The 20,545-nt window shown below is 75.1% G+C and carries 15 protein-coding genes; 4 read left to right on the forward strand and 11 right to left on the reverse strand.

Translation table 11 applies throughout. The features are described from left to right. Positions 1-17 precede the first annotated feature (17 nt). From ACZ4SV_RS11445 to ACZ4SV_RS11465, 5 genes are read right to left on the reverse strand one after another with little or no spacing between them, the layout of a single operon-like run. Positions 18-1,325 (reverse strand): extracellular solute-binding protein, encoded by a 1,308-nt coding sequence (locus tag ACZ4SV_RS11445; RefSeq protein WP_468003459.1) that lies wholly within the window; start codon positions 1,323-1,325, stop codon positions 18-20. Next, positions 1,322-2,497 (reverse strand): hypothetical protein, encoded by a 1,176-nt coding sequence (locus ACZ4SV_RS11450; RefSeq protein WP_468003461.1) that lies wholly within the window; start codon positions 2,495-2,497, stop codon positions 1,322-1,324. Before ACZ4SV_RS11450 ends, ACZ4SV_RS11445 begins: the two co-directional genes overlap by 4 nt. Further along, positions 2,494-4,113 carry a vWA domain-containing protein gene (locus ACZ4SV_RS11455; protein ID WP_468003463.1) on the reverse strand — a complete coding sequence of 540 codons (1,620 nt, stop codon included), beginning with the start codon at positions 4,111-4,113 and terminating at the stop codon, positions 2,494-2,496. Before ACZ4SV_RS11455 ends, ACZ4SV_RS11450 begins: the two co-directional genes overlap by 4 nt. A 31-nt stretch (positions 4,114-4,144) precedes the next feature. Continuing rightward, positions 4,145-6,421, reverse strand: a complete 2,277-nt coding sequence (locus ACZ4SV_RS11460) for a serine/threonine-protein kinase (RefSeq protein WP_468003465.1) — start codon at positions 6,419-6,421, stop codon at positions 4,145-4,147. Next, positions 6,418-8,106 (reverse strand): trypsin-like serine peptidase, encoded by a 1,689-nt coding sequence (locus ACZ4SV_RS11465; RefSeq protein WP_468003467.1) that lies wholly within the window; start codon positions 8,104-8,106, stop codon positions 6,418-6,420. The genes ACZ4SV_RS11460 and ACZ4SV_RS11465 overlap by 4 nt, the downstream gene beginning before the upstream one ends. A gap of 176 nt (positions 8,107-8,282) precedes the next feature. On the opposite strand from ACZ4SV_RS11465, the gene ACZ4SV_RS11470 reads away from it, so the two are divergent. Both ACZ4SV_RS11470 and ACZ4SV_RS11475 read left to right on the forward strand, forming a co-directional pair. After that, on the forward strand, positions 8,283-9,050 hold the full coding sequence (locus ACZ4SV_RS11470; RefSeq protein ID WP_365883153.1) for a polysaccharide deacetylase family protein: 768 nt from the start codon (positions 8,283-8,285) through the stop codon (positions 9,048-9,050). Between the two features lie 88 nt (positions 9,051-9,138). Then, the gene (locus ACZ4SV_RS11475; RefSeq protein WP_468003469.1) at positions 9,139-9,579 is read left to right on the forward strand and encodes an SRPBCC family protein; all 441 of its coding nucleotides are present in this window, start codon (positions 9,139-9,141) and stop codon (positions 9,577-9,579) included. A 274-nt stretch (positions 9,580-9,853) separates the two neighbouring features. Here the strand turns inward: ACZ4SV_RS11475 and ACZ4SV_RS11480 are convergent, their stop codons facing one another. The 5 genes from ACZ4SV_RS11480 to ACZ4SV_RS11500 form a co-directional block, all read right to left on the reverse strand. Then, positions 9,854-11,005, reverse strand: coding sequence for an XdhC family protein (locus tag ACZ4SV_RS11480; RefSeq protein WP_468003471.1), 1,152 nt, complete (start codon positions 11,003-11,005; stop codon positions 9,854-9,856). A 47-nt stretch (positions 11,006-11,052) separates the two neighbouring features. Further along, a complete protein-coding gene (locus ACZ4SV_RS11485) occupies positions 11,053-12,510 on the reverse strand; it encodes an NCS2 family permease (protein ID WP_365883636.1) in 1,458 nt (485 codons plus the stop codon). Positions 12,511-12,665: 155 nt separating this feature from the next. After that, the gene (locus tag ACZ4SV_RS11490) at positions 12,666-15,050 is read right to left on the reverse strand and encodes a xanthine dehydrogenase family protein molybdopterin-binding subunit (protein WP_468003473.1); all 2,385 of its coding nucleotides are present in this window, start codon (positions 15,048-15,050) and stop codon (positions 12,666-12,668) included. A 2-nt stretch (positions 15,051-15,052) separates the two neighbouring features. Next, positions 15,053-15,625 carry a (2Fe-2S)-binding protein gene (locus ACZ4SV_RS11495; RefSeq protein ID WP_468003475.1) on the reverse strand — a complete coding sequence of 191 codons (573 nt, stop codon included), beginning with the start codon at positions 15,623-15,625 and terminating at the stop codon, positions 15,053-15,055. After that, positions 15,625-16,527 carry an FAD binding domain-containing protein gene (locus ACZ4SV_RS11500; RefSeq protein WP_468003477.1) on the reverse strand — a complete coding sequence of 301 codons (903 nt, stop codon included), beginning with the start codon at positions 16,525-16,527 and terminating at the stop codon, positions 15,625-15,627. Before ACZ4SV_RS11500 ends, ACZ4SV_RS11495 begins: the two co-directional genes overlap by 1 nt. A gap of 354 nt (positions 16,528-16,881) precedes the next feature. Here ACZ4SV_RS11500 and ACZ4SV_RS11505 point away from each other — a divergent pair, with 354 nt between their 5' ends. Both ACZ4SV_RS11505 and ACZ4SV_RS11510 read left to right on the forward strand, forming a co-directional pair. Next, on the forward strand, positions 16,882-18,564 hold the full coding sequence (locus ACZ4SV_RS11505) for a PucR family transcriptional regulator (RefSeq protein ID WP_397943749.1): 1,683 nt from the start codon (positions 16,882-16,884) through the stop codon (positions 18,562-18,564). Positions 18,565-18,716: 152 nt separating this feature from the next. Continuing rightward, a complete protein-coding gene (locus ACZ4SV_RS11510) occupies positions 18,717-19,496 on the forward strand; it encodes a hypothetical protein (protein ID WP_365883521.1) in 780 nt (259 codons plus the stop codon). Between the two features lie 253 nt (positions 19,497-19,749). Here ACZ4SV_RS11510 and ACZ4SV_RS11515 read toward each other — a convergent pair whose 3' ends face one another. Then, the gene (locus ACZ4SV_RS11515; RefSeq protein WP_365883522.1) at positions 19,750-20,472 is read right to left on the reverse strand and encodes a GntR family transcriptional regulator; all 723 of its coding nucleotides are present in this window, start codon (positions 20,470-20,472) and stop codon (positions 19,750-19,752) included. Between the last annotated feature and the right edge of the window lie 73 nt (positions 20,473-20,545).

A 20,545-nucleotide genomic window follows, 5' to 3' on the forward strand; every position in this document is an offset into this window, starting at 1 on the left:
CCAGCGTCCGGCCCCGGTCAGGCCGTGCGGTCGCACACGGACGGCAGCCAGGTCAGGACCCGGGTGGCGGCGAGGGTGTCGAGGGAGCGCAGCAGGCCCTCCAGGCGGTCCGGATCGGCGAGGAACTGGATGGCCGCCTCGGCGAACGCGTCGCGTACCGCCGGCGGCATGGCGTCGGAGGCGTCGAAGCAGTGCGCCGTGCCCTCGTCGCGCAGGGTGCGCGCGAGGGAGCGGTGCCAGGCGGAGTCGCCGGCGCCGGGCCGGACACCCGTGTGCACGGAGAAGCCGGACTCGCCGGCGGTCCAGGCCCGCTGGGTGTCGGCAGCGGCCAGGTAGCGGATCAGCTCGCGTGCCTGCGGGGTGTCGTGCAGCAGGGCGACGAGGTCTCCGGAGACCTCCCAGGCGCGGGGCGCGCTCGCCCCGAAGAGCAGGTGCGCTGAGGTCTCGTAGCGGCCGTCGGCGTGCTCCCAGGCGGGCCGGGTGCGGATGAAGGACGCCTGGTGTTCCAGTGTGCAGCGGTGCTTGGTCGCCCGGAGGCGTTCGGAGGCGGTGCCGTACGGGGTTTTCAGGGCCCGCCGGACGAGGTCCTGGTCGCTGCCCGCGCCGACCAGACCGCGCCAGGTCTCCCACGCCTGCCTGACCTGCCGGGACTGCCAGGGCAGTTCGCCGCGCGCCCACTTGTCGTACACGGCCGGGCCCTCGCGCTGGAGCAGGATGTCCTCGATCCAGTCGGTGCCGGGCCAGCCGCTGGTGGCGCCGGACCCCATGCCGACGCACCACTTGACGGGCTGGTGCACGGCCTCCCGGCGCTTCTGTGCGTCGACGCCGGCCGGGTACCAGACGATGCTCTTCACGTCGGCCTTGAGCGGGAACCAGTACACGTGCCCGTCGCTCAGCGGTGTCGTCCAGGACGGCGCGAAGTCCGCGCTCCGCACGAGTCCTTCGAGCGGGACGAGGTGCTTCTGCCCGGCGTACTCGGCGAGTTCGCCGGGGCCGGTGAGCACCACCACGTCCGGCGGGGTGCCCGCCTCGACGTCGGCACCGAGCACCTGGCTCTCGGCGTTGCTGCCCTGGTAGTCGACGTGGACGTGGTGCGCGCGCTCGAACGGCTCGATGACCGCCGCGCGAAAGCTGCGGGCGTCCGCGCCGGTCCAGTTGGCCAGCAGGGTGACGGTCGGCTCGTGCGCGAGGACGCGCGCGCCCACCACGACGGCCGCCGCCAGGACGGCCAGGCAGCACGCCACCACGGTGACGGTGCGGGCCAGCCGGCGGGCGGGACGGGTGCCGGGGGCGGCGGTCGCGGGGCCGCCGGGGCGCGCGCTCACCGGGGCGTGAACCGGTAGTCGTTGATGTGCCGTCGCAGGCCCGTGTCGGCCAGTGCCATGAGCAGGACGCCTCCTATCAGGATCCACCCCGCCGCCGCCGCGCGGAAGCCGGAGCCGGCCAGGTACGAGGCGGTGCGCCGCCCCGCCTCGGGAATGAGCGGCCCGGGCAGCGGCGCCGGGCGGGCGAGCAGGGTACGGGTGTCGGCCATGCCGCGCTGGGTCCACACGGTGAACAGCACGGCGGCGGCGACCCCGGCGAGCGCCAGCAGGGCGGCCGCGATGAGCCGGCGGTTGTAGCGGCGCCGGAAGCGGTGGCGCAGGAAGAGCTGGGTCTCGGTGAGCGCCGCGGTGAGGGCGAGGGCGAGCAGCACGGTCACGCTCCAGGCGAGCCACAGCAGCGGGCCGAAGGAGGTCTGCCGCCGCACGGTGTCCCGCTGCCGCCGCTGGAGGTCCGTGAGCCGGTCCCGTATGCCGGAGCCCTTCTCCGTCAGGATGCCGGTGGCGTAGCTGAGGTACGCCTCGCGCAGCACGCTGCCGTCCGGCTGGAGCTGGGACTGCTGGACCTTGACGGCGTAGACGGTGATCAGTCCGGTGACCGTCTGCAGGGCCTGCCGGCCCGCCGGCCCGCCGAGGTCGTCGTCGGCCGCCGCGGCCGCCAGGCTCTGCGCGGCGACCGAGATCTGCTTCTGGAAGTCGCTGGTCGGGACGGAAGCGGCGGCGTCCCGCTGGGCCTCGGCGAGCGCGTACAGCGCGGTGTCGAGCGACAGCAGGGCCGGGGCGCTGGAGGTGCGCAGCGGGTTGGCGTCGCCGTGCACGCCCTCGTACGACAGGAACAGCGACAGGGTGAGCAGGACGGACAGGGCGAGCAGCAGCCGGTGGCGGACGGCGAGGTCGCGGGCGGTGGTGCTGGCGCCCTCCGGCGGACGCGGACCGGCGCCGGGAAGCCGGTCGAGCAGCCGGGCGACGGCGCCGGCCCGTCGGCCGGGCGGGCGGCCGTCGGACGCCCGGCGGCGGGCGTGCCGGGCCTGGGCGTACGACGGGAAGGGGGCGGGCGGGGAGGCCGGTGACGGGGGTCCGGCGGGTAGGCCCGCGCCCGGAGTCGTGCCCGGGCCGCCGGTCCCCGGGCCGGAAGTCCTGCCCCGCCCCGCGTCCGGGCCGCCGCCGGTGCTCATGCCGGCGCTCCGTTCAGCGGGCGCCCGCAGTCGCCGCCGCAGTAGACGGAGTCGGCCGGGCCGAGCCAGGCGCAGTGCGGGCACTCGATCAGTCCGTCGGGGCGCACGGGCAGCGCGGGACCGGCGGCGTCCGGCGGACCGGCGGCGTCCGGCCCCGGCGGCCCGGCGGCGGGGGGCCCGGCCGGTGCCGCGTCGCCGTGGTCACCGCCCGCCGGGGCGTCCGGGCCCGCGGGCACGGACGCTCCCGCAGCCGCGGGGACCGCCGGGCCCTCCGGCGGGGTGGTCAGGGCGCTGGAGAGGATGAGGTGCTGCCAGTCGACGTCCTTGAGGCCGGAGCGGATCCGGCCGGTGCCCGGCGCGGCCTCGATCAGCCGCAGCGCGGCCAGCAGTGGGGCGTCGCCGAGCTCGCCGGCCAGCGCGAGGGCGCGGGCGAGGGCGTGGTCCGCCGTGTCCCGGCCGTCCGCGCCGCGCAGCCAGGCCCGGTACGCCGCGGCGACGGCCGCGCTCGCCTGCTGGTACAGCTCGTGCCGGCGGACCCCGGGATGCCGCCGGGAGGCGTCGAGCGGATGGTCGGTCCAGCGCACCACGACGGGCCGGGGCCGGGGCAGCCGCACCGGGCGCCGGACGTCCGGTACGACGATCTCGACGGCGGCGAGCTGGAGTTCCTCGCCGCGCTCGCGGCCGGTCGGGTCGGCGGTCAGGACCACCTGGAAGTGCCGTACCTCGTCGCCCCAGGCCCGGGTGACGTACTCGGCCGCGCGTCCGCCGGGACCGGCCGGGACGGGCTGGAGTTCCTGTTCGGTCGGCACCACCTGCTTGACCTGGCGGATCACCGTGCCGGGGGTGGTGGGGGTGAGCCGGATGCGCAGCTCGGGCACCGCCGTGCCGAGCAGGGTGGCGATCAGTTCCTCGTACGCTCCGGTCAGTTCGGACTCCACCCGGACGGCCCGGGCGCGGCCGTGCAGCCGCCGGGTGATGCCGAGCAGCAGCTCGGCGTCCCAGTCGTCGCCGATGCCCCAGGCGTCGCAGACGAACTGGCCCGCGCAGGCGTCGAGCACGGTGGCCAGCGGGCTGGAGGAGCGGTCGTCGTGCTCGTTGCGCCCGTCGGTGAGCAGCAGGACGTGCTTGACGGGGGCGGGCTGGTCCTTGAGCAGCCGCCGGGCGAGGTCGAGCCAGGCGCCGATGGCGGTGCCGCCGTCCGCGTCCAGGATGCGGACGGCGCGTTCGGCGGCCTCGCGTTCGCCGGGACCGGCGGTGGCGAGCACCTGCCGCCCGGGGCCGGGGTGGACCACGGTGGCGTCGAACTGCCCGGACAGGACGGCGAAGGCGGTGCCGTCGGGCAGTATCCGGACCGCGGCGACGGTGGCGTCCTTGGCCGCGTGCAGTTTCGCCGCCGGGTGGAGCATCGAGCGGGAGGTGTCGAGGACCAGCACCTCGGCGAGGGCGGGTCCGGTGCCGGGGGCGGGCGCCCCGGTGCGCTCCGGGCCGCGCACCCCGATCTCCAGGATGGCGTGCATCTCCCGTCCGGGATGCCGGCCGGTGCCGTCCGGCCCGACGGGCAGCTCCTTGTGCTGGCCGACCTCCAGGGTCACCTCGGTCTGCTCGGCCACGGTCATCGCTGCTTCTCCCCCGGAGCTGGTGGGTGGGTCAGAAGGTGGTCATCGGGCGGACGGCGTGGGCCAGGTCGAGCAGCCGGCCGTGTTCCCGGGCGGTGGTGGCCTGGGCGGCCAGTTGCCGGAAGGAGCGTTCCAGGCGGGTGCGCAGGCTCTCCTCGTCCCCGGTGCCCAGCAGGTCCCCGGCCGGGAAGTCCGGCCCCCAGCCCGCCGCCGGCCGGGTGTGCAGGGCGTTCTCGCGGACCTCGGCGACCAGCCGGGCCCGGGACTCGCCGTCCGCCGCGCCGCCGTCCAGGCGCAGTCCGGGCAGCCGCCGGGCGGCGTCCCGCAGGCCGGCCGGGGTGGGCGGGCCGCCGCGCAGGATGCCGGCCCGGACGCGGACGGCGGCGATGCGGGCGGCGTCGTGGTGCCGGGAGGTGGCGGGCACCTCGTCCAGCACGTGTACGGCGGCGTCCCGGTCGCCGCGGACCAGGTGGCCGCGGGCCAGGCCGAAGGCGGCGGCGGTGTGCGCGAAGTCCCTTTTCCAGACGGCCTCGTAGTACCGCATGGCCCGGTCCGGGCGGTCGGCGCCGGTGTGTTCGGCGCAGTAGCCGAGGGCCAGCTTGGGCACGTACTCGCCGGGCAGGGCCTGGTAGACGGCGTCGAAGCGGGCGCCGGCCGGCTCCACCTCGCCCTTGCTCAGATGCAGGACGCCGTGGTGCCAGGCGATGCGCCAGTCGTGGGCGGCGGCGCGTTCGCCGAGCTGGGTCTCGGCCTCGGCGAGCCAGCTCTCCGCCGCCCGCTGCTCGCCCTGGCGCAGATAGGCGCGGCACAGCCAGAGCGCGGTCTCGGGCGTGCCGAGGCGGGATTCGCGGGGCCACTGCCGGGCGACCCGGTCGGGGGCGTCGGGCGGGAAGGAGTCCAGCAGCAGGGCGGCGCCGTCCTCGGGGTCGGGGACCGGTTCGGGCAGGGCGCCGGCCACCTCGGCGGCGGCGGGCGGGGAGACGTCCAGGCCGGCCGGGCGGTCGCCGGGGCGGCCGGTCCAGTGGGCGAGGGCGGGGATCGCGCCGAGTCCGGCGTCGAGGCTGGCGCCGGACGCGCGGAACCGGGTGGAGCTCTGCGGCAGTTGCTCGCCGAACCGCAGCGCGCGGAACTCGCGCAGCACCTCCCAGAGCTGGCGGGACATCTCGGCGGCCGAGCGGAACCGGGCCCGGGGTTCGGTGTGGGTGGCACGGGCGACGAGCCGGCGGAAGGAGTCGGAGGCGAGGCCGCGGGCGCGTTCGGTCTCGCGGGCGAGGGCCTGGAGGGTCAGGCCGACGGTGTACAGATCGCTGTCGACGTGCCAGCCGCGCCGGTCGATCTCCTCCTTGGGCGGGGCGAAGCCGGGCGTGTAGACGTAGGCGGAGGAGCGGTCGCCGAAGGCGCGGACCGCGCCGAGGTCGACGATCTTGACGGTGCGGCCGAAATGGATGACGTTGGCGGGCTTCATGTCGCAGTAGAGCAGGCCGCGTTCGTGCATGTACTGGAGGGCGCCGAGGATCTTGCAGCCGTAGGTCAGGACGTGGTCGAGGCGGGGCCGGCCGTGGAAGACGCGGTCGGTGTCGTCGGCGTCCACGAGCTGTTGCAGGGAGCGTCCGCCGATGTAGTCCATGACCAGGTAGCCGGTGGGCGGACCGCCGGCGGCGCCGTGTTCGACGTAGGTGACGAGCCGGACGATGTCGGGGTGGTGCAGGTCGGTGAGGGAGCGGCGCTCCTCCACGGCGGTGTGGCGGGCGAGCGCGTCGTGGACGTCGATCAGGCCCTTGAGGACGACCCGGTGGCCGTCGGCGCGGGTGTCCTCGGCGAGGTAGATCCAGCCCTGTCCGCCGTGCGCGAGGCAGCCGAGCACCCGGTAGTGGCCGGCGACGACGTCGCCCGGGAAGAGCTGGGGCAGCAGCGAGTACGGCCGGCCGCAGCGCGGGCAGCGGCCGGTGGCGCGGGCGGGCTGGCCGCCGTAGCCGACGCCGATGGTCATGGTGCAGCCGGCGACGCCGCAGCGGCGGCCTCCGGTGGGCGGGCGCGGGTCCTCGACGAGGACGTCGTCGGGGACGGGGATGTCGGGCAGGACGACCAAACCGTGCTGGTCGAGTTCGCCGATCCCGGCGACGGCGTGCACGGCGGCCGGGGCGGGCGGCTCCTCGGGGGTGCCGGCCGCGGGCCGGCGCGGCGGTCCGGTGCGGGCCGTGGTGCGCGGTGTGCCGTTGCGCGGTGCGGCGTGCCGGTGGCCGCAGGTGTCGCAGTAGCCGGTGGCCATGATGCGGCCCGCGCAGCCGGGCCGGTCGCACGAGGTCATGACGCGCCCTCCTGTTCCGGTGCGGTGGCGGAGCAGAAGCCGACGAACCGTTCGACGGCGGCCTCGGCCCGCTCGATGTCGCACGGCGTCTGCCGCAGCAGCGACAGCGCCTCCTCGTACAGCCGGTAGGCCGTCATGACCCGGTCGCCCTGGGCGGTGGCCCGCTGCCGGCACAGCGGCCATTCGGCGCCGACGCGGCCGAGGAGTTCCTCGCGGCGGCGCAGCCGGGCGTCGAGCCGGCCGATGGCCCGCTCCAGCCGGTGCCGGCGCCGGGCGACGGCGTCCTCGAAGGTGAACAGCAGCCCGGCCCGGCCGGGTTCGTGCTCCTCGTCGGGGGTGTGGGCGACCCAGGCGCGCAGCATCCGGGTGCGGCGTACGGCGGCTTCGGCCTGGTCGGTCAGGAGCCGGTCGCCGGGGCCGGGCAGCACGCGGTCCCGCAGGGAGTCCAGCGCCGGCCCCAACTCGTCCACGAGCCGGTCGAGTTCGGCGTGCAGCCGGGTCCAGCGGTCGCGCAGCGGGCGGTGGACGAGGGCCTCGGCGGCCCGCTGCGCCGGCTCGCCGGGGTCGCGGAACGCCAGCAGCAGCCGGGCGTCCTTGCGGGCGAGCCGCTCCAGGACGCCGAGCAGGGCGTCGGGTTCGGCCGCCCGGTCGACGCCGACCAGTACGGCGGCGAGCGGCAGGCGCGGGGCGCCGAGCCGTTCGGGGCGGGGGTCGCCCTGGATGCCGAGGCGTTCGGCGATCCGGTCCATGACCTCGGCGGCGGTCAGCCCCTCGACGTCCAGGGCGACGTCGTGGGCGCCGGCGGGCGGCACGGTCTCGGGCGGGTCGTGGCTGACGGCGCTGGTGTTGCGGTGGGTGCGCAGTTCGCGGTCGGCGAGGGTGACGGCCCGGTGCAGGGTCCAGGCGCGGTCGCCGTGGCCGGGCACGACGGTGACCAGCACCGGCCAGCCCTCGCCGCGCAGCCAGCCGGCGAGTTCGGTGGCGAACGGCACGTCGAGCCGTCCGGCGGTGGCGCCGGTGCGGGTGCGCAGCCGCGGGTCGACGGCCTCGGCGCCGTCGGTCCAGGCGGCGACCTGCGGCAGATGGCTGAGGATGGTCTCGGTGGGGCTCATGTAGCTGAAGGCGGGGCCCCGGTCGTCGACGCTGAGGACGATGCCGATGACCTGGTCGGTGGCGTGGTCCACGACGCCGCCGCCGCTGAAGCCGGGGGCGGCCAGCTCGTCCGGGGTGAGCGGGCGCAACTGGACCTGGCTGTCCCGGCCGCGGGCGGCGACCAGGGTGGCGCCGTGCCAGCGTCCGGCGTCGTCGTCGTCCGGGAAGCCGTACATGCTGACGGGGCCGTGCGAGGCGGCGAGCCGGTAGAGCCGGGTGGTGTGCTCGGCGGGCAGGGGCTCGGCCAGGCGCAGCAGGGCGAGGTCGCCGCTGCGGTCGCCGAAGGTGTCCTCGCGCTGGGGCACGTGCTCGTCGGGGCGGACGGCGGCGGCCACGGGACGCAGGCCGGGGACGCCGACGAGGCGGACGGTGTAGGGGCGGCCGGGCCGCACGACATGGCCGGCGGTCAGCACCCGCTGCGGCGCGAGGAGCACGCCCGCGCCGAGCACCCGGCCGCCCGGCGCCTCGATGCGCGCGATCCAGGCCGGTGTCCGTAAGCGCGAAGTGCCGACTCGCTCCCCCGTGCGCGTCATGGTCCCGAGGTTACTCGCCGTACCCGTCCGGTACTACCGGTGTGCGCGGGAAGGTCGCGTAAGACCGGAACCGGGAGGCCCGGGGGTCGAACACGTGCACTATACACCCAGTGTATAGTCCCGGCATGGCTCAATTGACCGACACGATGCCGACGCCGCAGCGCGCGCCCAGGAAGATGCACGGAACGGGCGGGAGGTTGCGCCGCCGGGCCCTCGTCCTGGCCGCGGCGGGCCTGACGCTGGCGTTGTCCGGCTGCGCCCAGGTCGACACGACCGCCCCGAGCACCGCCCGCACCGAGGCGGCGCACGGCGCGCCCGCGAAGTTCGGGACCGCCGACTGCCGCAAGGCCAAGTGCATCGCGCTCACCTTCGACGCGGGGCCGAGCGAGAACTCGGCGCGGCTGCTCGACATCCTCAAGGAGAAGAAGGTCCCGGCCACCTTCTTCCTGCTCGGCAAGCGGCACATCGAGAAGTACCCGGAGCTGGTCAAGCGGATGGCGGCGGAGGGCCACGAGGTCGCGAGCCACACCTGGGACCACAAGATCCTCACCCGCATATCGGACCGGCAGATACGCGAGGAGCTGAACCGGCCCAACGAGGCGATCGAACGGCTCACCGGGCACAAGCCGACCCTGATGCGCCCGCCGCAGGGCCGTACCGACGCGAACGTGCACGAGATCTGCAAGGAGCTGGGCCTGGCGGAGGTGCTGTGGAGCGTGACCGCCAAGGACTACACGACCGACGACTCCGCGCTCATCACCCAGCGCGTCCTCGACCAGTCCTCCCGGGACGGGATCATCCTGCTGCACGACATCTACCCCGGCACCGTGCCGGCCGTGCCCGGCATCATCGACGCGCTGAAGGCCCGCGGCTACGTCTTCGTGACGGTCCCGCAGCTCCTGGCCCCCGGCAAGGCCGAGCCCGGCAAGGTGTACCGGCCGTAGGGCCTCCCGCCTGGATCATGCCGGGCTCGCGCGCGTCGCCGCCCGGCGTGCCACGCCCCGGCGGCCCGCCGTGCCTACGATCGGTTCCGTGCCCCTCTTCTCCCTCGCGCGCACGGCGCCCCTCCCGCCCGGCGAGGCCTGGCGCCGGCTCACCGAGTGGCCGCGCCACGCCGACGCCGTCCCGCTGACCCGGATCAGGGTGCTCACGCCCGCGCCGACCCGCGAGGGCACGCGTTTCGTGGCCCGGTCCCGGCTCGGCCCGGTCACCGTGGACGACGTCATGGAGGTGACCGTGTGGCGCCCGCCGGCCGGCGGCGAGGGCGGCCTGTGCCGGCTGGAGAAGCGGGGCCGGGTGGTCCTGGGCTGGGCGGAGATCGAGGTCGGCCCGGCGCCCGGGGACCACAGCCGGGTGGTGTGGCGGGAGGAGCTGCGCATCCGCTTCCTGCCGCGGTACTTCGACGGCGCGGTGCGGTGGACGGCCCGCCGCCTTTTCGCCCGTGCGGCAGACCGCCTGCTGGCCGGGGCGTGAGGAGGGCATGCGGTACGTGCGTGGTGCCCGCGGACGGCCGGCTCTCCCGGCGCCCGCTCAGGCCACGGACCCGATCCGGCCCATCGGCCGGCTGCCGGCCAGGGCGCGAAAGCCGCACGAGCCCACGCGGCGCGGGGCGGGGCCCGCAGACGCCCGGTTGCCCCGGCATCTGCTCAGGCCACGGAACCGATCCGGCCCGCCAACCGGCCGCCGGCCAGGACGTGACGGCCGCACCAGTCCACACGGCGCGGGCGCGGTGCCCGCGGGCGGCCGGTCAGGCTACCGAGCCGATTCGGCCCGTCGGGTGGGTGGTTGTGTCGTGGTGGATGGGGGTGTGGGCGCCGGTCAGGGAGACGCCGCTGCCGCCGCGCCGGGCGGCGACGATCTCCGCCGCGATGGACAGCGCCGTCTCCTCGGGCGTGCGGGCGCCGAGGTCCAGCCCGATCGGGGAGCGCAGCCGGGCCAGCTCCAGTTCGGTGACGCCGACGGCGCGCAGCCGCTCGTTGCGGTCCAGGTGGGTGCGGCGGGAGCCCATGGCGCCGACGTAGGCGACCGGCAGCCGCAGCGCCAGCTCCAGCAGCGGTACGTCGAACTTGGCGTCGTGGGTGAGGACGCACAGGACGGTACGGGCGTCGGTCCGGGTGCGCCCCAGGTACTCGTGCGGCCACTCCACGACGATCTCGTCGGCCTCCGGGAAGCGGGCGCGGGTGGCGAACACCGGGCGGGCGTCGCACACCGTGACGTGGTAGCCGAGGAACTTGCCGGCCCGCACCAGCGCCGACGCGAAGTCGATCGCGCCGAAGACGATCATCCGGGGCGGCGGGACGGAGGACTCGACCAGGACGGTGAGCGGGGCGCCGCAGCGCGAGCCCTGTTCGCCGATCTCCAGGGCGGCGGTGCGGCCCGCGTCCAGGAGGGCGCCGGCCTCGGCGGCGACCGTGCGGTCCAGCTCGGGGTGGCCGCCGAACCCGCCGTCGTACGACCCGTCGGGCCGGACGAGGAGGGCCCGGCCCCGAAGCTCCGCCGGGCCCTCGGCGATCCGCGCGACCGCCGCCGCCTCCCCCCGGGCGGCGGCGGCCAGCGCGGCCGCCAGCACCGGCCGGGCGGGACCGTCCGCCCGGACCGGCGTGACCAGGACGTCGATGACGCCGCCGCAGGTCAGGCCGACGGCGAAGGCGTCCTCGTCGCTGTAGCCGAAGCGTTCGAGGACGCTCTCGCCGTCCTCGAGCGCCTGCCGGCACAGCTCGTACACGGCGCCCTCCACGCAGCCGCCGGAGACCGAGCCGACGGCCGTGCCGTCGGCGTCCACCGCGAGCGCGGCGCCCGGCAGGCGCGGGGCGCTGCCCCCGACGGCCACCACGGTGGCGACGGCGAAGTCACGGCCCTGCCCGACCCACCGGTTCAGTTCCTCGGCGATGTCCAGCATCTGTCGGTCTCCTCACAAGAGTGCGGGGCGGGGTGCGTCCGGGCGGGCTAGCGGACGCCCAGCCAGCCCTCGATGGGGTGAAGGGCGAAGTACACGAGGAACACGATCGTCAAACCCCACATGAAGGCGCCGATCTCGCGGGCCCTGCCCTGGGCGGTCTTGATGGCGACGTAGGAGATGACGCCCGCGGCGACACCGGTGGTGATCGTGTACGTGAACGGCATCAGCACGACGGTCAGGAAGACCGGGACGGCGGTCGCGCGGTCGGCCCAGTCCACGTGCCGGGCGTTCATCAGCATCATGGCGCCGATGACGACCAGGGCGGCGGACGCGACCTCCTGCGGGACGATCGCGGTGACCGGCGTGAAGAACAGGCAGGCCGCGAAGAACAGGCCGGTGACGACCGAGGCGAGCCCGGTGCGGGCGCCCTCGCCGACACCGGTGGCCGACTCGATGAACACGGTCTGTCCGGAGCCGCCCGCCACTCCGCCGATCGCGCCGCCGGCGCCGTCGATGAACAGCGCCTTGGACAGGCCCGGCATGCGGCCCTTGTCATCGGCGAGGTCGGCCTCGGTGCCGACGCCGATGATGGTGGCCATCGCGTCGAAGAAGCCCGCCAGCACCAGCGTGAAGACGATCATGCCGACGGTCATCGCGCCGACCTCGCCCCAGCCGCCGAACTCGACGTCGCCGAAGAGCGAGAAGTCGGGCATGGACACCGCGCCGCCGTGCAGCTCGGGCGCGCCGGCGGCCCACTGCCGGGCGTCGACGACCCCGGCCGCGTTCAGCACCGCGGCGACCACCGTGCCGCTGACGATGCCGATGAGGATGGCGCCGGGGATGTTCCGGGCCTGGAGCATGAAGACGAGCAGCAGGGTGCCGGCGAAGAGCAGGACCGGCCAGCCGGTCAGCTCGCCGGCGGGGCCGAGGCTGACCGGGCCGCCCTTGCCCTGGTGGACGAAGCCGGACTTGTAGAAACCGATGAACGCGATGAACAGGCCGATGCCCATCGTGATGCCGTGCTTGAGCGCCAGCGGGATCGCGTTCATGATCATTTCACGCAGCCCGGTGACGACGAGCAGCATGATCACCACGCCGTACATCACGCACATGCCCATGGCCTGCGGCCAGGTCATCTCGGGGGCGACCTGGGTGGACAGGACACCGGAGACGGACAGGCCGGCGGCGAGGGCCAGCGGCACCTTGCCGACGAAGCCCATCAGCAGCGTGGTGAGGGCCGCCGCGAACGCCGTCGCGGTGATCAGCGCCTTCTGGCCGAGCGTGTCCCCCGCCGCGTCCTTGCCGGACAGGATCAGCGGGTTGAGCAGGAGGATGTAGGCCATCGCCATGAAGGTGGTGATGCCGCCGCGCACCTCACGCGCGACCGTGGATCCTCTTCTGGATATGTGGAAGTACCGGTCGAGCCAGGACCGCCCCGCGGGGACGCGGCTGCCTTCGCCTGCGTCCTCGGCCGCGGTCCTGGGCTCCACTGACTGCTGGGTCATGGGCCAACTCCCAAGGTTCATAGGGACACCCGTGCCACCGCCGGCGGCGGTGCGCGGGATTTGGGATGGACGGCCCGGGGGACGGCCCGAGACGAACAGTGGGGCCGGGAGGAGGGAAGTCCTCCCGGAAAAGCACCGGTTGGGTCTCCGGCGGGTTACGCGGTGCCCGTCAGGTGCTCGGGCCGCACCGGTGTGCGGTTCAGCTCCAGTCCGGTCGCGTTCCGGATCGCCGCGAGGACGGCCGGGGTGGACGACAGGGTCGGGGCCTCGCCGATGCCGCGCAGGCCGTACGGCGCGTGGTCGTCGGCGAGTTCGAGCACGTCGACCGGGATGGTCGGCGTGTCGAGGATGGTGGGGATCAGGTAGTCCGTGAAGGAGGGGTTCCTGACCTTCGCCGTCTTCGGGTCGACGACGATCTCCTCCATGACGGCCACGCCCAGGCCCTGGGTGGTGCCGCCCTGGATCTGGCCGACGACCGAGAGCGGGTTGAGCGCCTTGCCGACGTCCTGGGCGCAGGCCAGTTCGATCACCTTGACCAGGCCGAGTTCGGTGTCGACCTCGACCACGGCGCGGTGCGCGGCGAAGGAGTACTGGACGTGTCCGTTGCCCTGGCCGGTGCGCAGGTCGAAGGGCTCGGTCGGCCGGTGCCGCCACTCCGCCTCGACCTCCACGGCCTCGCCCTCCAGCACGTCGGCCAGGTCGCCGAGGACCTCGCCGCCGTCGGTGACGACCTTGCCGCCCTCCAGCAGGAGTTCGGCCGTGGCCCAGGCCGGGTGGTAGGAGCCGAACTTGCGCCGGCCGATCTCCAGCACCTTCTCGCGCACCAGCTCGCAGGCGTTCTTCACGGCGCCGCCGGTGACGTACGTCTGCCGGGAGGCCGAGGTCGAACCGGCGCTGCCTACCTGGGTGTCGGCCGGGTGGATGGTCACCTGGGTGACGCCGAGTTCGGTGCGGGCGATCTGCGCGTGGACCGTGACGCCGCCCTGGCCGACCTCCGCCATCGCGGTGTGCACGGTGGCGACGGGCTGGCCGCCCACCACCTCCATGCGGACCCTGGCGGTGGAGTAGTCGTCGAAGCCCTCGGAGAAGCCGACGTTCTTGATGCCGACCGCGTAGCCGATGCCGCGTACGACGCCCTCGCCGTGCGTGGTGTTGGACAGCCCGCCGGGCAACTGCCGTACGTCGGCGCCCTCGCTGGACTCCCACTGGCGCTCCGGCGGCAGCGGCATCGCCTTGACGCGGCGCAGCAGTTCGGCGACCGGCGCCGGGGAGTCGACCGGCTGCCCGGTCGGCATGAGGGTGCCCTGCTCCATCGCGTTGCGCTGCCGGAACTCCACCGGGTCAAGGCCCAGCCGCTTCGCCAGCTTGTCCATCTGCGCCTCGTAGGCGAAGCACGCCTGGACCGCGCCGAAGCCGCGCATGGCGCCGCAGGGCGGGTTGTTGGTGTAGAGGGCGACGGCCTCGATGTCCACGTCCTCCACGACGTACGGTCCGACGCTGAGCGAGGCGGCGTTGCCGACGACCGCCGGGGAGGCGGAGGCGTAGGCGCCGCCGTCCAGCACGATCCGGCACTTGACGTGGGTGAGCTTGCCGTCCTTGGTGGCGCCGTGCTCGTAGTACAGCTTGGCCGGGTGGCGGTGGACGTGTCCGAAGAAGGACTCGAACCGGTTGTAGACGATCTTCACCGGCTTGCCGGTGCGCAGCGCGAGCAGGCAGGCGTGGATCTGCATCGACAGGTCCTCGCGTCCGCCGAAGGCGCCGCCGACGCCGGCCAGCGTCATGCGCACCTTCTCCTCGGGCAGGCCGAGGACGGGCGCCATCTGGCGCAGGTCGGAGTGGAGCCACTGGGTGGCGATGTAGAGGTGGACGCCGCCGTCCTCCTCGGGCACGGCGAGGCCGGACTCGGGGCCGAGGAACGCCTGGTCCTGCATGCCGAAGGTGTACTCGCCGGTGACGACGACGTCGGCGCGCTCGCGGGCCTTCGCCGCGTCGCCGCGGACGATCGGCTGGCGGTGCACGATGTTCGGGTGCGGGACGTGCCCGCTGTGGTGGTCGTCGCGGTGGTCGTGGACGAGGAGGGCGTCCGGCGCGAGGGCCGACTTCTCGTCCGTGATCACCGGCAGTTCGCGGTACTCGACCTTGATCTTGGCGGCGGCGCGGCGGGCCGTCTCCGGGTGGTCGGCGGCGACCAGCGCGACCGGCTCGCCGTGGTGGCGCACCTTGCCGTGGGCGAGGACCGGGGTGTCCTGGATCTCCAGGCCGTAGTTGCGCACCTCGGTGGGCAGGTCGTCGTAGGTCAGGACGGCGTACACGCCCGGCGTGGCCAGGGCCTCGGAGGTGTCGATGGAGACGATCTCGGCGTGTGCGACGGTGGAGCGCAGGATCTGGCCCCACAGCATGTCCTCGTGCCACATGTCGGAGGAGTACGCGAACTCGCCGGTGACCTTCAGGGTGCCGTCCGGGCGGAGCGTGGACTCGCCGATGCCGCCCTTGGTCTTGGAGCCCTGGGTGATGGTGGTGGGTGCGCCGTTGGCCGGCATGCTCAGACCCCCTCGGACTGGCGGGCGGCCGCCAGACGGACCGCGTCCATGATCGTCTCGTAGCCGGTGCAGCGGCACAGGTTGCCCGACAGCGCCTCGCGGATGTCGGCGTCGGCCGGGTTCGGGTTGCGCTCCAGGAGTTCGTCGGAGGCGACGAGCAGGCCCGGGGTGCAGAAGCCGCACTGGACGGCGCCGGCGTCGATGAACGCCTGCTGCACGGGGCTGAGTCCGGCGCCCTCGCCGGTCTGCGAGCCGGCGCCCTTGGCCTGCCAGGACGCGGCCTCGTCGAGCGAGGTGCCGCGCGGGTCCGTGCCGCAGGCGCGCTGCCGGGCGAAGTCGGCGAGGCCCTCGACGGTCACCACCTCGCGGCCCTCGGCCTGGCCGGCCGCGACCAGACAGGAGCAGACCGGCACGCCGTCGAGCCGTACGGTGCAGGAGCCGCACTCGCCCTGCTCGCAGGCGTTCTTGGAGCCCGGCAGGCCGAGCCGCTCGCGCAGCACGTACAGCAGGGACTCGCCCTCCCAGACGTCGTCGGCCTCCTGCGGGCGCCCGTTGACGGTGAAGTTGACGCGCATTACGCGGCGCCTCCCTTGCGATAGGCGGTGCCCCGGGTGCCGCGGTACGACTCCCAGGTCCAGGTGAGCGTCCGGCGGGCCATCACGCCGACGGCGTGCCGGCGGTAGCTCGCGGTGCCCCGGACGTCGTCGATCGGGTTGCAGGCGGCCGCGCACAGGTCCGCGAACCGCTTGGCGACCGACGGGGTGATGATCTTGCCGTTGTCCCAGAAGCCGCCCTCCTCCAGGGCCGCGTTCAGGAACTCCTCGGCGGTCTTGGCCCGCACCGGGGTGGGGGCGGCCGAGCCGATGCCGGTGCGCACGGTCCGGGTGCCGGGGTGCAGGGCGAGGCCGAACGCGCACACGGCGATGACCATGGCGTTGCGGGTGCCGACCTTCGAGTACTGCTGCGGGCCGTCGGCCTTCGCGATGTGCACGGCGCGGATCAGCTCGTCGGGCTGGAGCGCGTTGCGCTTGACGCCGGTGTAGAACGCGTCGATCGGGATGCGGCGGGTGCCGCGGGCCGCGGACTCCACCTCGACCTCCGCGCCGGCGGCGAGGAGGGCGGGGTGGGCGTCGCCGGCGGGCGAGGCCGTGCCGAGGTTGCCGCCGACGCCGCCGCGGTTGCGGATCTGCGGGGAGGCGACCGTGTGCGAGGCGAGCGCGAGGCCCGGCAGCTCGGCCCGGAGATTCTCCATGATCGCGGTGTACGGGACGGAGGCGCCCAGCCGTACGCTCTCCTCGCCGGCCTCCCACTCGTAGAGATCGCCGACGCGGTTCAGGTCGAGCAGGTACTCGGGCCGGCGGTGGTCGAAGTTGATCTCGACCATCACATCGGTGCCGCCCGCAATCGGCACAGCGGTGGGGTGCTCGGCCTTCGCGGCGAGCGCCTCCTCCCAGCTGGCGGGGCGAAGGAAGTCCATGACCGGCTCTCTTCTTCGTCTCGTGAGTCGTACGGATTGAGCCAATCCGTGTGCGGCGGGCCCGGCTCGTTCCTGTGCTGTTAACGCGGAGTGGACTCAGTACACCGCCGTGTACTCCGGCGGGGTCAGTCACCGAAACCATGAAGGAGTTGGCTGGCCAACAGAGGCATCTTGTAGATTCGTATGAACGGAGGCCCTCGGCAACCTCTCCGATTTCCCGGGGAAACGCGGGAAACAGCGCGGAGACCCGTGGGACAGGTCCCCGGGCGTCCGGTTCGGACGGCCCGGCGCGGCCCCGGCCGGGGCCCCCGGGATTCATCGTAGGTTTCGAGACAAAGAACGGCGGCGGACGAGATGCGGCTGCGCGCACTGCTGGACACCGATGCGCTGGGGCTGCGGCTGCTCGGCGGCGAGGACGAGCTGGACCGCGCGGTACGCGGGGTCATGACCACCGACCTGCGCGACCCGAGCCGCTACCTCTCCGGTGGCGAGCTGGTGCTCACGGGTCTGGCCTGGCGCCGGGACGCCGCCGACTCCGAGCCCTTCGTACGGACCCTGGTGCAGGCCGGCGTGGCGGCCCTGGCGGCCGGCGAGGCGGAGCTGGGCGCCGTGCCCGACGACCTGGTGCTGGCCTGCGCCAGGCACCGGCTGCCGCTGTTCGCGGTGCACGAGTCGGTGGCGTTCGCGACGATCACCGAGCACGTGGTGCGGCAGGTCTCCGGGGAGCGCGCCGGGGACCTGGCCGCGGTGGTGGACCGGCACCGCCGGATGATGACCTCGGGCCCGGCGGGCGGCGGCCCGGACGTGGTCCTCGACCTGCTCGGCTCCGACCTGGACCTGCGCGCCTGGGTGCTCTCGCCCACCGGCCGGCTGATCGCCGGCTCCAAGGTGGCGGGCCCGGCGCTGCCCGCCGAGAGCTGCTCCCGGCTCGCCGCCGAGCACCTGGCGGCCACCCGCACCGGCCGCCGCGGCCCGCACCGGGTCCAGCTCGGCGCCGGCACCTACTCGCTGTTCCCGATCCGCTCCTCCGGCCGCTCCCCGCAGGCCGCCCGCCAGGTCCGCGACGTCCGCGAGACGGTGCTGTCGGACTGGCTGCTGGCCGTCGAGGCGGACGCCGGGGACTGGCCCGGCGAGCGCCTGGACCTGCTCCAGGGCGTCACCCAGCTCATCGCCGTCGAGCGGGACCGCCGGGACGCGGCCCGCACGGTCCGGCGCCGGCTGGCCCAGGAGGTGCTGGAGCTGGTGCAGACCGGCGCCGCGCCCGCCGAGATCGCCGCCCGGCTGCGGGTGGCGGCGCCGGTGCTGCTGCCCGGGCTCGGCGCGGCCCCGCACTGGCAGGTCGTGGTGGCCCGCGTGGAGTGGGAGGGCGGACAGGTCGAGGGCGGGCCGGTCGCCCAGTCCCTGCTGGAGGAGGTGCTGGTCGATCCGCTGGCGACCGGCCCGGAGCCCTCGGACCGCATCGCCGTGGCCCACACCGGCGACGAGGCGATCGCCCTGGTGCCCCTGCCCGCGGTCGCCGCCGAGCACGACGGCTCCGAGACCGGACTGCTCGCCGACGCGCTGCTGCGGTCGGTGCGCGAGCCGCTGACGGCGGGCCTGGACGACGACGGCCGGCTCACCCTCGGCGTCAGCGCGGCGGTGCACTCGGCGGAGGGCCTGCGCGGCGCCCTGGAGGAGGCCCGGCACGCCCGCCGGGTCGCCGCCGCCCGCACCGGCCGGGTCTGCGCGGCCGGCCACCAGGAGCTGGCCAGCCACGTCCTGCTGCTGCCCTTCGTCCCGGACGACGTGCGCCGCGCCTTCACCGCGCGGCTGCTGGACCCGCTGAAGGACTACGACCGCCGGCACCGGGCCGAGCTGATCCCGACCCTGGAGGCGTTCCTCGACTGCGACGGCTCCTGGACCCGCTGCGCCACCCGGCTCCACCTGCACGTCAACACGCTGCGCTACCGGGTGGGCCGGATCGAGCAGTTGACGGGACGGGACCTGTCCCGGCTGGAGGACAAGCTGGACTTCTTCCTGGCCCTGCGCATGAGCTGAGGTCAGCGGGGGCGCGCGCCGGCCAAACCCGGTCACGCCCGCGCCCCACGACTTTGTGAAATCTTTCACCCACCCTCTTGGCCGGGCCCGTGGATTGGTGCTGGAATGCCGCCACCACTCAACAGCTCGATGGCGCGCATGGGGAGGGCAACATGGCGCATACCGCCATGTCTGGTGCCGGAACGACCGATGACGATCCTGTCCAGACCGCGGTATGGCGGTTGCGCAGCCGGGCCTGCTGGGCCGACGCCGCGGCCCTGCTGCCGGCCGACCGCGCCGCCCCGGCGTTGCAGCGGGCCGCGCTGCTGGCCGAGCGGTGTCTGTACACCGAGCGGGGCTGGGAGGAGGCGGAGGACGCGCTGCGGACGGCGGAGGCGCTGGCGCACGGCGACGAGGAGCGGGGGGCCGCCGCCTGCGAGCGGGGCTACCTGGCGTACGCCGCCACGCTGCTCGGGGTGCGCGACCGGGCCGACGAGGCGCGGGCCGCGCTGGGCCGGGCGGCGGCGCTGGTGCCGCCGGGGGCCGCGGCGCGGGCGCTGCTGGACTTCCGGCGCGGGCTGGTGGCGCAGAACCTGGCGGGCGCCCCGCAGGCGGCCCGCGCCGCGTACCGCCGCGCGCACGCGGGCGCGACGGCGCACGGCGACCAGCTCCTGCTGTCCTTCACCTGGCGCCATCTGGCCGGGCTCGCCCTGCGGGAAGGGGAGGTGGCCGAGGCGCGGCGCGGCTTCGCCGAATCGCTGCGGATCCGGGAGGAGCTGGGCTATCTGGTGGGTACGGCGCCGGCGCTGGCGTCGCTGGCCGACACGGCGGAGGAGCCGGAGGCGTCCCGGCTGCGGGAGGAGGCCCGCCGGCTGTTCCGCCTCCTCGGCGGGGTCCCCACCTGGCTGACCCACCAGTTGGCTCCGCCGGCTCCGGGGGCGGCTACGGCGTAGGGGGCACCTCCCGTGCCGGGACGCGCCGCGGGGACGGGACAGGGGCGGGGTGCGTCGGGGGTGTTGCCGGGTGCGGGGGCGTCGTGGCCGGGCGCGCAGTTCCCCGCGCCCCTTCGGGCGCGCTCCCCCCGCCGGGCGCGGGACGAGGACCGGGTGCTTCGGAGGTGGCGCCAGGTGCGGGAGCGTCGTGGCTGGGCGCGCCGTTCCCCGCGCCCCTTCGGGGGCGCTTTCCGCGCCGGGGGCTGTGGGGGTTTCAGCGTCGGGCGGTGAAGTGGTCCGCCAGGAGGGTCCGTACGCGCTCCACGTCTCCCGCGGCCAGCGCGTCCAGCAGGGCCAGGTGGTGTGCCGCGTCCGCGGCGAGGTCGGCCCGGGCCGGCGGCCACTGGGCGCGGCGGTGCAGGTCCTCGGCGATCCGCAGGAGCTGCTCGTTGCCCGCCAGGGCGAGCAGCGCGCGGTGGAAGGCGCGGTCCGATTCGGCGTACGCCGCCGGGCAGCCCGTGGCCGCCGCGCGCGCCGTCTCCTCCGCCAGCGGCCGCAGCCCGGCCCACCGCTCGGCCGGCACCGTGCGCGCGAGCCGCAGCAGCACCGGCACCTCGATGAGCGCGCGCACCTCCGCCAGCTCGGCCAGTTCCCGCGCGCCCCGCTCGACCACCCGGAAGCCGCGGTTGGGCACGACCTCGACGGCGCCTTCCAGCGCGAGCTGCTGCATGGCCTCCCGCACGGGCGTGGCCGAGACGCCGAAGCGCTCCCCGAGGACCGGCGCCGAGTAGACCTCGCCGGGCTTCAGGTCGCCGGTGACCAGTGCCGTGCGCAGCGCGTGCAGGATCTGCCCGCGCACCGAGGAGCGCCGCACCTCGGCCCGGGGCCCGGGCTCCGGCCGCTCGGCGTGGGCGTGCTCGCCGCGCGCCGGGCGTGACTGCGCCGGCACCCGGGCCGCGACCGGCTTGCCCGGGGGGCCCTGCACGCCCTGCTTCACGGGTCCTCCTGGCGGCTTGTCGGCACTTGGGGTCATTAACGACGGCTTGTCGGTTGTCCGTCAAGCACCTTAG

The organism is Streptomyces sp. NPDC027672, from assembly GCF_055566335.1.